We start from the raw sequence: 13,917 nt of genomic DNA on the forward strand, positions 1-13,917 counted from the left end.
CTGCAACTATACTAATTTATGGGAATTTACGCTAAGTGAAATTCCTTCCTTCAGCAGTTTACATGAATACATTTTTAATGCTCACAGAGTATAGAATTTTCAGCGAAGAAGAGATTGAATAAACTTTAGAACAGCTTTATTTATAAATTTAAAATACCGTTAAGAGACTCCCGTTATTTGAGTGATAGCGAGTTTAGGAGTCTTAGGAATTTTAAATTTATAAATATTAGCTGCCCTTAGCGAAATGAACGTCTTCCTAAATGCAAATCCTATACGGTAGGTTCAACATAAAAATGTTTCGCATTTTTTATCGTCTATAAAATAATACAAAAATTTTAAATTGTTTGAATATATTATAAAAATTAGACGTTTTATTGATGAAACAGTGATATAATTTAAGTGTAAGGTAAATAAAACCACGACAGCACAGCTCTTAGATACATATTATAAATCATTAAAGAGCTACACTATAAAAATAAAATAACATTTTTCATAAATTAAGGAGGAGTTACTTATGGCAAAATTAGTTGAATGTGTACCAAATTTTAGTGAGGGAAGAGATAAGGAACTTGTAGAAAAGATAGTTGATGAAGCAAGAAAAGTAAAAGAGGTTAAGCTTTTAGATTATTCATCAGATGAAGATCATAATAGAACGGTTGTAACTTTAATTGGATCACCAGAAAAGATAAAAGAAGCTGTTGTAAATATGGCTAAAGTAGCAACTGGATTAATAGATATGACAACTCATCATGGCGCACATCCTAGAATGGGAGCAGTAGACGTTGTACCATTTACTCCAGTAGCAGATATAACTATGGAAGAGTGCATAGAAATAGCGAAGGAAGTTGGAAAAGAAATTGGAAGTTTGGGAGTCCCAGTGTACTTATATGAAGATGCAGCAACAAAACCAGAAAGAAAGAATCTTGCAGATGTGAGAAAAGGACAATATGAAGCATTCTTTGAAAAGATTGTAAAGCCAGAATGGAAACCAGACTTTGGTCCACAGGAAATGAATGCAAAGAGTGGATGTACAGCAGTAGGCGCTAGAGTGTCATTAGTAGCATTTAATGTAAACTTAGGAACTGATAGACTTGAAGTTGCAGATGCTATAGCTAAAAAAGTTAGATTCATAGGCGGCGGTCTTAGATTTGTAAAAGCTATAGGGTTAAAATTAGAAGAAAGAAATCAAGTTCAAGTGTCTATGAACTTAGTTAACTATGAAAAAACAGCAGTGTATAGAGCATTTGAAATGATTAAGATAGAAGCAAAGAGATATGGAGTTCCAGTGGTAGGCAGCGAAGTTATAGGAACAGTTCCTATGAAAGCATTACTTGATGCTGCAGAATATTATTTACAAATTGAAAACTTTGATATTAACCAAATACTCGAAAAGAGATTGTTAGAATAAGTTCCACGTTCACCTTGCATGATTTACAGAAATCTGTGATTTCATTGTAAATCAGCACATCTCAATTTGGTTGAGATGTTTCTTTTAAAACTACAAGCGTCTATAAATATTATAAGGGTTCGTAGACGCTTGTAATATACATAGGGCATTAAGGGGGGGAAGAGTTGAATACTAAAAAAGTAGTATACACAGCACTATTTATATCTATGGGAATTATAATAAGTAGGTTTTTTTCAATAACAACTCCAATAATTAGAGTAGGATTTGGATTTATCCCAACTATGCTTTCTGGGGTGCTATTTACTCCACTGTTCGCAGGAATTGTAGATGCAGCAATTGATTTGATTGGAGCCACAGTTTTTCCTACAGGAGCTGTATTTTTAGGATTTACGCTAAGCGCCTTTATATCAGGTATAATATATGGACTTTTCTTTTATAAGAAAAATATAGGATATAAAAACATTATTTTAGCTACAGTTTTAAAAACTATTATAGTAGATGTAGGATTGAACACTATATGGTTAAGTATGATTACTGGGAAAGCATTTATGATAATTATAGCACCACGACTTGTAAAGGATTTAATAATGCTTCCGATTCAGGTAATAGTATTTACAAGTGTATTATACTACTTGAGAAATAGTTCCATGGTTAGTAAAATTAATAATGTAGTTCAATAAACAATTAACATATATTTTTATAATATAAATTTAAAGAAGATGGGGTGTAAATATTATGACAAATAAAGTACCAAGTGATATTGAAATAGCACAAAGCGCAAAAATGAAGAAAATTGCTGAGGTAGCAGAAGAATACGGCATATTAGATGATGAGTTAGAACTTTATGGGAAATACAAAGCAAAAATTTCATTAGATATTTTTAATAGATTAAAAGATAAGAAAGACGGAAAATTAGTTCTTGTTACAGCTATAACTCCAACTCCAGCAGGAGAAGGAAAATCAACTACAACAATAGGACTTGGACAAGCTCTTAATAAAATAGGTAAAAAGGCAATTATTGCTCTAAGAGAGCCATCCTTAGGACCTGTATTTGGAGTAAAAGGGGGAGCAGCTGGCGGTGGATATGCACAAGTTGTTCCTATGGAAGATATAAATCTTCACTTTACAGGAGATATGCATGCTATAACTACAGCAAACAATTTACTTTCCGCTGCAATAGATAATCATATAAATCATGGAAATGCTCTTAACATAGATATAAGACAGATAGTTTGGAAAAGAGTTTTAGACATGAATGATAGATCTTTAAGAAATGTAGTAGTAGGTTTAGGTGGAAAAGTAAATGGTTATCCAAGGGAAGATTCATTCATGATAACTGTTGCTTCAGAGGTTATGGCAGTACTTTGCTTAGCATCCGACCTTATGGATTTAAAAGAAAGACTTGGAAGCATGATTGTAGCTTACAACGGAGAAGGTCAGCCAGTAACAGCTAAGGACTTAAATGTTCATGGTGCTATGGCATTAGTATTAAAAGATGCTATAAAACCAAACATTGTTCAAACACTTGAAAATACTCCAGCACTTATTCATGGAGGACCTTTTGCAAATATAGCTCATGGATGTAACAGTATAATTGCTACAAAACTTGGATTAAAGCTTGGAGACTATCTTGTTACAGAAGCAGGATTTGGTGCAGACCTTGGTGGAGAAAAGTTCTTAGATATAAAATGTAGATATGGAAACTTAAAACCATCTGCAGTAGTATTAGTTGCAACTATAAGAGCATTAAAGATGCATGGTGGAGTTAAGAAGACAGAACTTGGAGCTGAAAATGTAGAAGCATTAATTAACGGATTTGCAAACCTTCAGAAACAAGTAGAAAACATTAAAAAGTTCGGATTACCAGTACTTGTAGCTGTTAACAAATTTGCAAATGATACTGAAGCTGAAATACAAGCATTAACAAATCAATGTAAGGAACATGGAATAGAAGTTTCACTTAATGAAGTGTGGGAAAAAGGCGGCCAAGGCGGAGTTGAAATGGCTGAAAAGCTAGTTAAAATCATTGAAGCTGAAGAAAGTAATTATGCTCCACTTTATGAAATTGAAGCATCAATTCCAGAAAAATTAAACACTATTGTAAAAGAAATTTATGGTGGAGACGGAGTAGAAATAGATTCAGCTGCTATGAAGCAAATTAAGAAATTAGAAGAAATAGGTCTTGACAAACTTCCAATATGTATGGCAAAAACTCAGTATTCTTTCTCAGACGATCCAAGTTTAGTTGGTGCTCCAAAAGGATTTAAGATAAACGTTAAAGACGTAAGAGTATCAGCAGGAGCAGGATTTATAGTTTGCCAAACAAGTAATATAATGATTATGCCAGGACTTCCAAAAGTACCAGCTGCAAATAAAATGGATATAGATGAAAACGGAGTTATATCAGGATTATTTTAAAATTGGAGGAAAATAACATGCTAAGAGAGTTAACAGTTAAAGATTTTATAGATGAAACAGCTTCAGAATCACCAGCACCAGGTGGCGGAAGTATAGCTGCATTAAGCGCAGCTTCCGCTGCAGCTTTGATTACTATGGTAGCTAATCTTACATTGGGCAAGAAGGGCTATGAAGAAGTACAAGGTGAAATGGAAGAAATAAAGAAGGTAGCTGGGGAATACAAAGATAAATTTGTAAATTATATTGATGAGGATTCAGATGCATTTAATAAAATAATGGCAGCTTTTAAAATGCCAAAAGAAACTGATGAAGAAAAAAAAGCAAGAACAGCAGCAGTTCAAAGTGCATTTAAGGGAGCGGCTACAGTACCTTTAAATGTAGCAAAGGATGCATTTAAGTTACTAGACTTAGCTAAAGTTGTAATAGAAAAAGGAAACCAAAATGCAGTAACAGATGGAGCAGTAGCTGCAATGTCTTCAAGAACAGCAGTGCTTTCAGCATTATATAATGTAAAAATAAATTTAGGTTCTATAAAAGACGAAGAATTTGTAAATGAAGCTAAAAAGGAAATAGAAGAGTTAGAATCTAAGGTAAATGAAATAGAACAAAGCCTTCTTTCTAAAGTAGTACTTTAGTTAAATTAATAAAAAGCAATTAATACTTAAGAGCTATGAAAGGGAAATTTAAGTAAAACTTAAATTTCCCTCTTCAATTATTATTAATCAACTATTAAATCAATTAATTGTTGACAGTTTTAGGATTTAAGCTATAATAAAGATTATAAATTAAATAACAATTTGATATTAAAATGCTTTGAAAAAGAGGAGTAAAGGTTAATAATTCTAAGAGAGGAAAGTTCATAGGCTGAAAGACTTTCTGTACAAATGACCTTGAAGGTAGCTTTGGAGCTTCTTTGCTGAAATATTAGTAGGCAAAGACGGGTTTAATCATCCGTTAATAATATGAGAGCTTGAGTTTTACTCAAGAAAAAAGGTGGTAACGCGCGCTGTCGTCCTTTTAAGGATAGCAGGGTGCTTTTTTAATTTAAAAAAGCGGGAGGTAATACATATGAACGAAAACATAAACATAGCTACAACCTATAATCCTAAGGAGTTTGAAGAGAGAATTTATAAGAACTGGGAAGAAAATAAGTACTTTACTCCAGAGGTGGATAAAAACAAGAAGCCTTATACAATAATGATGCCGCCACCAAATATTACAGGAAAACTTCATTTAGGGCATGCATTAGATAACAGTATTCAGGATTTTTTAATAAGAGCTAAGAGAATGCAAGGATATAGTACATTATGGCTTCCAGGAGAAGACCATGCAAGTATTGCTACAGAAGTTAAGGTAGAAAATGAGCTTCTTAAGCAGGGACTTAAGAAAAAGGAAATGGGAAGAGAAGCCTTCTTAGAAAAAGTATGGGAATGGAGCCATGAGTACAGAGATAGAATAAAGGGACAGCTTAAAAAACTAGGGGTATCTGCTGACTTTACAAGAGAAGCATTTACTATGGATGAAAATTTAAATAAAGCTGTTAGAACAGTATTTGTTAAACTCTATGAACAAGGATTAGTTTATAGAGGTAATAGAATAGTTAACTGGTGTCCTAAATGTATGACAGCTATTTCAGATGCAGAAATAGAATATAGTGAGCATGAAGGTCATTTTTGGCATATCAAATATCCTGTAAAAGGAGAAGATAGATTTATAGAAATAGCGACTACAAGACCAGAAACTATGCTTGGAGATACTGCTGTAGCTGTTAATCCAAAGGATGAAAGATATGCTGACTTAGTGGGAAAAACTCTTATACTTCCACTTGTTAATAGAGAAATTCCTATTGTTGCTGATGATTATGTAGATATGGAATTTGGAACAGGTGCAGTTAAAATAACACCAGCCCATGACCCAAATGATTATCATGTTGGAAAGAGACATAACCTTCCAGAAATAATTGTTATGAATGAAAATGGAACAATAAACGGAATTGGTGGAAAATACGCTGGTATGGATAGATATGAAGCAAGAAAGGCCATAGTAGCAGATTTAGAAAAAGAAGGATTCTTAGTAAATATAAAAGATCATGCCCATAATGTAGGGTGTCATGATAGATGTAACACTGTAATAGAACCTATGATTTCAAAACAGTGGTATGTAAAAATGGAATCACTTGCAAAGCCAGCTATTGATGCAGTAAGAGAAAAAAGAGTTAATTTTGTACCTGAAAGATTTGATAAAACATATTTCAACTGGATGGAAAACATTCAGGATTGGTGTATATCAAGACAGCTTTGGTGGGGACATAGAATTCCAGTATGGTACTGTGAAGACTGCGGTGAGATGATAGTATCTGCAGAAGAACCAACTGCTTGTCATAAATGCAATAGTTCTAAGCTTAAACAGGATAATGATGTATTAGATACTTGGTTTAGCTCAGCTCTTTGGCCTTTCTCAACTCTTGGATGGCCAGATAAAACAGAAGACTTAGAATACTTCTATCCAACAAGCGTACTCGTTACAGGATATGATATTATATTCTTCTGGGTAGCAAGAATGATTTTCTCTGGACTTAATAGCATGAATGATATCCCATTTGAAACTGTGCTTATTCATGGTATAGTAAGAGATTCAAATGGTAAAAAGATGTCAAAGTCTCTTGGAAATGGGGTTGACCCATTAGATGTAATTGATAAGTACGGTGCAGATGCCTTAAGATTTATGCTTGTAACAGGAAACGCTCCAGGTAATGATATAAGATTTTATGAAGAAAAAGTTGAAGCAGCAAGAAACTTTGCAAATAAGATATGGAATGCTTCAAGATTCGTTATGATGAACTTAGATAAAGATCTTATGGATAAATATAAAAACGTTAAGGATTATACTATAGCAGATAAGTGGATATTATCAAGAGTAAATACTTTAGTACGCGAAGTTACTGAAAACATAGATAAATATGAATTGGGTATAGCATCACAAAAGGTTTATGACTTTATGTGGAGTGAATTCTGTGATTGGTATATAGAACTTGTTAAACCTGTATTATATGGAGAAGATGAAAAGGCTAAGGGTATAACTTATAATGTATTATTTGATGTATTAACTACAGGGCTTAAGCTTTTACATCCAATTATGCCATTTATAACAGAAGAAATTTATACTCATGTTCAAAGTGAAGAGAATACTATAACTACTTCCAAGTGGCCTGAATATAGAGAAGAGTTAAATGATAAAAAATCAGAAGAAAATATGAATTACATAATTGAAGCTATTAAAGCTTTAAGAAATGTAAGATTAGAAATGAATGTACCACCTTCAAGAAAGGCTAAGGTTGCAATATTTGCAGTGGAAGGAAAAGAGGCATTTAATGAGGGAACAGTATACTTTGAAAAGCTTGCTTCAGCTAGTGAAGTTAGTTTCTTGAACTCTAAAGATGAAGCGCCAGAAAATGCTGTTGCAGCAGTGACTAAAGGTGCTGAAATGTATATGCCACTTCTAGACCTTGTAGACTTGGAAAAAGAACTTGAAAGATTAAACAAGGAAAAGGAAAAGCTTGAAAAAGAAATAGAACGTGTAGAAAAGAAACTTTCAAATGAAAGCTTTGTAAAGAAAGCCCCAGAATCAGTAGTAGCTGAAGAAAAAGCTAAAGGTGATAAGTACAAAGAAATGCTTACATCTGTACTTGAAAGAATACAAAGCTTAAGTAATCAGTAATTAATATACTTAGTAACCAGTGGCCAGTAAAATATAGTGTTGATTTTTAAATCCCTATAACTGGATGCTGGTTACTAGCATACTGTCTATTAAAAATCAAGAATAGGGATTAGTGATTAAAAAATGGGGGGATTTTAGATGAATTATAGTGAAGCTATAGAATATATTGAAAGTACGGCTAAGTTTGGTAAAAATAAAGGGCTTGAGAGAACTAACAAAATATTAGAACTTTTAGGAAATCCTCATAAAGATTTAAAGTGTATTCACATAGCAGGAACTAATGGGAAAGGTTCTACTACAGCAATGCTTACTCAAATACTTATGGAATCTGGATATAAGGTTGGAATGTATACTTCACCATTTATAGAAGAATTTGAAGAAAGAATACAAATAAATAATAATAATATTCCTAAAGAAAAATTGTGTGAAGTGGTAGAAAGGGTAAAGATAGCAGTACATAAAACTTGTGAACTAGGATATGATGAGCCTACAGAATTTGAAATAATAACTGCAGTAATGTTTGTATATTTTCGAGAGGAAAAAGTTGACTATGCAGTAATTGAAGTAGGACTTGGAGGAAGAATAGACGCTACAAATGTAGTAAATCCTTTGATAAGCATAATAACTTCAATAAGCTATGATCATGTGAAAATTCTGGGAAATACATTAGAAGAAATTGCATATGAAAAGGCAGGTATAATAAAAGAAAAGACTCCTGTAATATTATATCCTGTGGAAGAAGAGGCGAAACTTTCTATTGAAAAAGTAGCCAAGCAAAAACAGAGTTCTATAATATATGTAAAACGAGAAGATTCAATGCTGAAAGAAAAGCTTTACAATGTACCTTATCAAGAAATTACAGTTAACACTAGTAGGAATACTTATGAAATACAGTTATCACTTTTAGGAACTCATCAGTTATTAAATTGTTCTGTAGTTATAAATGCAGCAGAAGAATTACAAAATATAGGGGTTAATATTAAAAAAGAACATATTATAGAAGGGTTAAAAAAGGTAAAATGGGCTGGAAGACTTGAAATGTTAAAGGCAAAACCTATGGTGGTAATAGACGGAGCTCATAATATTGATGGGATTAAAAGTCTTAAAAATAGTATAAATACTTATTTTAAATACAATAAGTTCATACTGATTATGGGCATACTTTCGGATAAACAAGTAGATGATATGGTAAAGGTAATTACACCAGAAGCTTCAAATATTATAACTGTGACACCACCAAGCTATAGAGCAGAAAATTCTTCTGGGCTTGTAGAAATAATAAAAAAATATAATCCTAATTGTGAAGCCATAGAAAACTATAAAGAGGCCTACGAAAAGGCTTTAGACTATGCAAATGAAGATGATTTAATACTTATATGTGGATCACTTTATATGGTAGGAGAAATGAGAAAAACTATAAGAGTGATTAATAGTTGATATTAAGTAGTAAAGAGTTTTAGTAGAAAATTATTGATATGAATTTGTAAAGTATAAAAACCTCCCACAAAAGTGGAAGGTTTTTTATTTTAACTGTTAACTATTAACTATTAACTGAACTTAGTGCGTCTTCCAATGCCTTTGAAAGCTGGTCTGGGCAAGATGTAGGCTTTTCTTTACAATGAATTCCTTTTAATCTTTCTATTGCTTCATTAACATCCATTCCTTCAATTAAGCTTGCAAGTCCTTGTAAGTTACCATTACATCCTCCAAGGAAACGCACATTTGTTACTTTGTTATCAACTATATCAAAATCAATTTTGCTAGCACAAACACCTTTTGTAGTATATGAATACATTAAATTTTCCTCCTTTAAAAGTATATAAGAATTATAACTTATTCAAATTTAATAGACAAGTACTAATGTTTTAGACATATATCAATTTATTTGCGATGTTTCATTTAACTATGCCCAATTTTTATGTACTTACATATTATATCTGTGAGGGGGGAAAAAACATGAGTCATTTATTCATATGCAACACATCTTCTGATTGTATATCTAGAATAAATCTATCTACATTTAAAGAAGAGAACAAAATAACATTAAATAATGGGTATTATAAAATTGGACCCCATGGAATATGCAGATATAAAGATAAGCTAATAACTGCAAACAGCTATTCAAATAGTATTTCTATAGTAGATATTACAAAGAATATTGAAATACAAAATTCTTTTATAGGAATGCACTGTAATGATGTAATTACAGTAGAGGATTATGCGTATATCGTATGTGGAGAACTAAATACTATAGTGGTGTTTGATTTGGCACAAAATAAGATTGTAGAGGAAATACCCTGTGGCAATTTACCTCATAGTATTCAATTCAATGAAAAAAATAACTTGTTCGTAGTATCAAATATGGGAAATGATACTTTAACCTTAATTAGTGGAGAAAAAAAGGGATGTATAAAAAATATAAAGGTTGGATCTTACCCAACAAAAGCCTTATTTACGAAAGATGGGGAATATATTGTAGTATGTGAAAGTAATTTAGGCTCAGATCAAAAAGGAAGCATAAGCATTTTATCGACCAAAAATCTTAGAGTATTATATAGAATATCTGTAGGAAATTCACCAGTAGATATGGTCATAGACGATAATATTTGCTATGTTTCGAATTTTGGAGATGGAACGTTGAGTTTCATAGATATAAATTACTATGAGGAAACAAGTAGAATAAAAATAGGAGGAATGCCTAGGGGAATAGCAAAAGAAGGAAATGAACTTTATGTAGGGGATAACTATAATAATATTCTTATAAAAATTGATTTAGAAAGTGGAAATAAAAAAAATATACCAATAGGAGGAGAGCCTACTGGTATGATTTTAATTTAATCGTCTAAAAGTATCTGTAATATTCTCTCATATTTTTTAGAAGAATCATTCTTCCATTTTGTGCATAATTCTCGAGCTAAATTATTGCTGTCTACAGTTATCTTTAAATCAATTAAATTTATATTACCCTCAATAGCTTTTAAGCTTACAACAAATTTATTTTTATTTTCAATTGTATAGTCAGAAGATGCAGAAACCTCTCTTTTTATATTTTCATGTTGATTTTCTAAATATATGTCTATTGTTTCAAGTTTAACTTTAGAAATCCTGTTTATAAAAAGAGATAGTACTTTTTCACCCTTTTCCGTAATTAAAAGTCTATGTTTATTTTCATCTTCAAGTATTTGCAAAAAGTTATTTTGAACAAGTTCCGAAATATATTGTTGAAGAGTAAAATAATTCATAAAATTATTTTCGAGTATCATTTGGGTAATTTGATTATTGGAAATAGGGGCGTTTATTTTTAGAAATATATATAGCAGCAGGAGTTTGTTTTCTGCGAGTTCTAAAGTATCTTCAAACATTAATAATCCTCCTAATAACCTTATATTGATTGTTAAACTTATCAATTATTATATCACAACTTATTAAGTATTAACAATTAAGTATTAACTAAAAAAAGTCGGCTATTATAGCCGACTTTTATATAAAGTTATTATTTACTACCATTTGCAAGTTGTTCTTCAGCCATTGAGATTAGTCTTTTAACCATTTGCCCACCAACTCTTCCGCAATTCTTTGAAGTTACTTCTCCCCAGTAATCTTCGGAGCCTTGATGAACTCCAAGCTCCATTGATTCTGCTATTTCATATTTCATATCATCTAATGCTTTATGAGATTCAGGTACAAGTTGAGTTCTTCCACTTCCTGATTGTCCTAATGCCATAATAAGTTACCTCCTTTTATAAATAATTATGTATTAGTCATTTATAGTATTTGTTCATATTAAATATAAATACTGTAGTGTTTCAGGAAATAAAGGCTTAATAAGGTAAGCTAATTAAATTTCACTAGAATATTTCACTTAAATTTTACATATAAAAAATAAGAAGGAAATTATATGGAGGGTAGTGTAAATTGAAGAGTAAAATTTACAAAAAGGTCTTATTTGCAGTATTGCTATTAGCAGTAAGTACCATATCAAGTATATTTTTAAATGTTAGCAAAGGAGTATTTATTCAGGATAAAAATATTCCCATATATTCAGTAGATACACAAGAAAAGAAGGTAAGTATAACCTTTGATGTGAATTGGGGAAATGATAATACTATTGAAATATTAGATATTTTAGATAAGTATAATGTAAAAGCTACCTTTTTTATAATAGGAAATTGGGCAGAGGATTTTCCAGAGCTTACTAAGGAAATATACAAAAGAGGACATGAAATTGGAAATCATTCAGATACTCATCCGGATTTTACTCAAGTTTCAAAGGATAGGATAATAAAGGAAATAAGTGTAGCAGATGCAAAAATAATGAAGATTACAGGACAAGGAACTAAATTGTTTAGATGCCCATCAGGTTCTTATAATGATAATGCACTTAATGCAGTAAAATCTGCAGGATATAATTGCATACAATGGGATGTAGATAGTATAGATTGGAAAGCAGAAGGAGCAGATATAGAATATGAAAGGGTTATGAAAAAAGTTAATGCTGGCTCTATAATACTATTCCATAGTGATGCAAAATTTACTCCATATAATTTACCAAGAATAATAGAGAATTTAAAGGCTAATGGATATAGTTTTGTTAAGGTTGGAGATTTAATATATAAGGAAAATTATAAAATTAATTTGGAAGGTAAGCAGATATTAATTGATGGTAAATAATTACTGTATTATAATGGAATTATATAATGCATAAAATATCAACCTTTGCTAAAAATACATATAGAAGAAAATTGAAGCAGGGGTTGATAATATGAGAAGAATAGCAATAATAGGAGAAAATACAAATTTAATTTATATTATAAAAAAGGAGTTGTTGCAGTTAGATATTAAATATGAATTAGTCCAGTTAGAAGACGCTGAAATTTCAGTAGATTATGTAATTATAAACGAGGATACTGATTATAATTTGAAAAATATTAGGGGTTTGTATTATCTTGTAAATATGGACTCGAAATTTAAAAAAAATTTAAATATTAGTGGAAATATAATCACTTATGGATTTGGAAGTAAAAATACAGTTACACTTTCAAGTGCAGAAAAAGATGAGAAATATTTAGTATACTGCCTTCAAAGATATATAGAGAATATGTCTAAAAATACAGTAGAGCCTTGTGAACTTCCTATAAAAAGGGGTTTTAACAATAACAATGAACTTTATGGGTATATGATAGCAGCAACTATAGCACTATTAGAAGCTGTAGATATAAGAAAATTAAATTTTATATTTAATAATGAAGAAATATTTAGTTGAATAGTAATATTATTGACGTTTTAAGAATATTTATAAGTAAGAAAATATTCTTATATACTAAGGGAGAGAGAGGGGTTATCATGGACAATTTATTACAAAACAACAAAATATATTTAGAAGGAAAGGTATGCTCAGAGCTGGAATTTAGTCACGAAATGTATGGAGAAGGATTTTATACATTTAACGTTGAGGTTCCAAGACTTAGCGATGCTAAGGATGTTTTATTTATAACAGTATCAGAAAGACTTATGGTAGGAATGGAAATAAAAATTGGAGCTGAGTTAATAATAGAAGGTCAGCTGAGATCATATAATAAATTTATAGATGGAAGCAATAGACTCGTATTAACTGTTTTTGCAAGAAATATAGTTCCTTGCATAGAAAAAAGTAAAAATCCTAATTTAATAGTTTTAAATGGATTTATATGTAAGCAGCCTGTTTATAGGACAACTCCTTTTGGAAGGGAAATAGCAGATTTATTATTAGCTGTAAACAGAGCCTATAATAAGTCAGATTATATTCCAACTATAGCATGGGGGAGGAATTCTAGATATTGCAAAGATTTAGAAGTTGGAGATAATATAAGAGTTTGGGGAAGACTTCAAAGTAGAGAATATCAAAAGAAAGTATCAGAAGATGAATCAATAAAAAAGGTAGCTTATGAAGTTTCTATATCTAAAATGGAAAAAGTAAATAAGGATGGAGAAACTGAAGAAATCCAAGAAGAAAATGAAGAAGGAACTGAAGAAATTTATGAAATAGAAGAATAGAATTTTACATTTTAAGATAATATTGAAACTCCAGTATGGGATTTGCATTTAATGAAACATCTCAGCAAACTGAGATGTGCTAATTTATAACGAAATCATAGATTTCTATAAATTATACAACCGTTCATTTCACAAAAAAAGCTCTAATATTTATGATTTTAAAATACCTAAGTCTTCTAAACTCGTTTCACTCAGACAGTAGAAGACTCTATACGGTATTTTAAAATCATAAATAAAGAGCTTTTAATACTTATTCAATGCTTTCTATAATGCAAATCTCATACTATATATTCAACATTAAAAATATCACATAAAGTGCTGAAGGAGGGAATTTCGTTTTG

Annotated in this window: 13 protein-coding genes and 1 other annotated feature; of the genes, 10 read left to right on the forward strand and 3 right to left on the reverse strand. The window is 30.9% G+C overall.

The genetic code is table 11. The features are described 5' to 3' along the window. The first annotated feature begins 514 nt into the window (after positions 1–514). From ftcD to JOC70_RS07440, 6 genes are all read left to right on the forward strand, one after another. Entirely contained in the window at positions 515–1,408 is an 894-nt protein-coding gene (gene ftcD / locus JOC70_RS07415; protein ID WP_035307133.1) for a glutamate formimidoyltransferase, read from the forward strand. Between the two features lie 164 nt (positions 1,409–1,572). After that, entirely contained in the window at positions 1,573–2,088 is a 516-nt protein-coding gene (locus tag JOC70_RS07420; RefSeq protein ID WP_204598252.1) for a folate family ECF transporter S component, read from the forward strand. A 55-nt stretch (positions 2,089–2,143) separates the two neighbouring features. Beyond that, positions 2,144–3,826 carry a formate--tetrahydrofolate ligase gene (locus JOC70_RS07425; protein WP_204598253.1) on the forward strand — a complete coding sequence of 561 codons (1,683 nt, stop codon included), beginning with the start codon at positions 2,144–2,146 and terminating at the stop codon, positions 3,824–3,826. Positions 3,827–3,843: 17 nt separating this feature from the next. Further along, positions 3,844–4,461, forward strand: a complete 618-nt coding sequence (locus JOC70_RS07430) for a cyclodeaminase/cyclohydrolase family protein (RefSeq protein ID WP_204598254.1) — start codon at positions 3,844–3,846, stop codon at positions 4,459–4,461. Positions 4,462–4,630: 169 nt separating this feature from the next. Continuing rightward, positions 4,631–4,846 (forward strand) — a binding site (T-box leader). Between the two features lie 48 nt (positions 4,847–4,894). Continuing rightward, on the forward strand, positions 4,895–7,543 hold the full coding sequence (locus JOC70_RS07435; protein WP_204598255.1) for a valine--tRNA ligase: 2,649 nt from the start codon (positions 4,895–4,897) through the stop codon (positions 7,541–7,543). Positions 7,544–7,681: 138 nt separating this feature from the next. Then, a complete protein-coding gene (locus JOC70_RS07440) occupies positions 7,682–8,980 on the forward strand; it encodes a bifunctional folylpolyglutamate synthase/dihydrofolate synthase (RefSeq protein WP_204598256.1) in 1,299 nt (432 codons plus the stop codon). A gap of 103 nt (positions 8,981–9,083) precedes the next feature. Here the strand turns inward: JOC70_RS07440 and JOC70_RS07445 are convergent, their stop codons facing one another. Further along, positions 9,084–9,338, reverse strand: a complete 255-nt coding sequence (locus JOC70_RS07445) for a TIGR03905 family TSCPD domain-containing protein (protein ID WP_204598257.1) — start codon at positions 9,336–9,338, stop codon at positions 9,084–9,086. Between the two features lie 161 nt (positions 9,339–9,499). Between JOC70_RS07445 and JOC70_RS07450 the strand changes: the two genes are divergently transcribed. After that, the gene (locus JOC70_RS07450; protein ID WP_204598258.1) at positions 9,500–10,381 is read left to right on the forward strand and encodes a YncE family protein; all 882 of its coding nucleotides are present in this window, start codon (positions 9,500–9,502) and stop codon (positions 10,379–10,381) included. Here the strand turns inward: JOC70_RS07450 and JOC70_RS07455 are convergent. Together JOC70_RS07455 and JOC70_RS07460 are read right to left on the reverse strand one after the other, a co-directional pair. Then, complete coding sequence (locus tag JOC70_RS07455) at positions 10,378–10,905, reverse strand: DUF4364 family protein (RefSeq protein WP_035307148.1); 528 nt, start codon at positions 10,903–10,905, stop codon at positions 10,378–10,380. The two genes, JOC70_RS07450 and JOC70_RS07455, sit on opposite strands and share 4 nt — an antisense overlap. Positions 10,906–11,036: 131 nt before the next feature. Next, positions 11,037–11,267 carry an alpha/beta-type small acid-soluble spore protein gene (locus tag JOC70_RS07460; protein ID WP_204598259.1) on the reverse strand — a complete coding sequence of 77 codons (231 nt, stop codon included), beginning with the start codon at positions 11,265–11,267 and terminating at the stop codon, positions 11,037–11,039. Positions 11,268–11,458: 191 nt separating this feature from the next. Here JOC70_RS07460 and pdaB point away from each other — a divergent pair, with 191 nt between their 5' ends. From pdaB to JOC70_RS07475, 3 genes are all read left to right on the forward strand, one after another. After that, positions 11,459–12,214: a polysaccharide deacetylase family sporulation protein PdaB gene (gene pdaB / locus JOC70_RS07465; RefSeq protein WP_204598260.1), complete on the forward strand. Its 756-nt coding sequence runs from the start codon at positions 11,459–11,461 to the stop codon at positions 12,212–12,214. A gap of 91 nt (positions 12,215–12,305) precedes the next feature. Further along, positions 12,306–12,806: a hypothetical protein gene (locus JOC70_RS07470; protein WP_204598261.1), complete on the forward strand. Its 501-nt coding sequence runs from the start codon at positions 12,306–12,308 to the stop codon at positions 12,804–12,806. 80 nt (positions 12,807–12,886) lie between these two features. After that, positions 12,887–13,576 carry a single-stranded DNA-binding protein gene (locus JOC70_RS07475; RefSeq protein WP_204598262.1) on the forward strand — a complete coding sequence of 230 codons (690 nt, stop codon included), beginning with the start codon at positions 12,887–12,889 and terminating at the stop codon, positions 13,574–13,576. Positions 13,577–13,917 lie beyond the last annotated feature (341 nt).

Origin of the sequence: Clostridium pascui (assembly GCF_016908015.1) — a bacterium.
Classification (GTDB): domain Bacteria; phylum Bacillota; class Clostridia; order Clostridiales; family Clostridiaceae; genus Clostridium_AK; species Clostridium_AK pascui.

Bases quoted from the DNA above. Each gene is read 5' to 3' on its own strand.
- JOC70_RS07425 (WP_204598253.1), top strand. From the start codon at position 2,144: ATGACAAATAAAGTACCAAGTGATATTGAAATAGCACAAAGCGCAAAA.
- JOC70_RS07440 (WP_204598256.1), top strand. From the start codon at position 7,682: ATGAATTATAGTGAAGCTATAGAATATATTGAAAGTACGGCTAAGTTT.
- JOC70_RS07450 (WP_204598258.1), top strand. From the start codon at position 9,500: ATGAGTCATTTATTCATATGCAACACATCTTCTGATTGTATATCTAGA.
- JOC70_RS07460 (WP_204598259.1), bottom strand. From the start codon at position 11,267: ATGGCATTAGGACAATCAGGAAGTGGAAGAACTCAACTTGTACCTGAA.
- JOC70_RS07470 (WP_204598261.1), top strand. From the start codon at position 12,306: ATGAGAAGAATAGCAATAATAGGAGAAAATACAAATTTAATTTATATT.
- ftcD (WP_035307133.1), top strand. From the start codon at position 515: ATGGCAAAATTAGTTGAATGTGTACCAAATTTTAGTGAGGGAAGAGAT.
- JOC70_RS07455 (WP_035307148.1), bottom strand. From the start codon at position 10,905: ATGTTTGAAGATACTTTAGAACTCGCAGAAAACAAACTCCTGCTGCTA.
- JOC70_RS07430 (WP_204598254.1), top strand. From the start codon at position 3,844: ATGCTAAGAGAGTTAACAGTTAAAGATTTTATAGATGAAACAGCTTCA.
- JOC70_RS07475 (WP_204598262.1), top strand. From the start codon at position 12,887: ATGGACAATTTATTACAAAACAACAAAATATATTTAGAAGGAAAGGTA.
- JOC70_RS07445 (WP_204598257.1), bottom strand. From the start codon at position 9,338: ATGTATTCATATACTACAAAAGGTGTTTGTGCTAGCAAAATTGATTTT.
- JOC70_RS07435 (WP_204598255.1), top strand. From the start codon at position 4,895: ATGAACGAAAACATAAACATAGCTACAACCTATAATCCTAAGGAGTTT.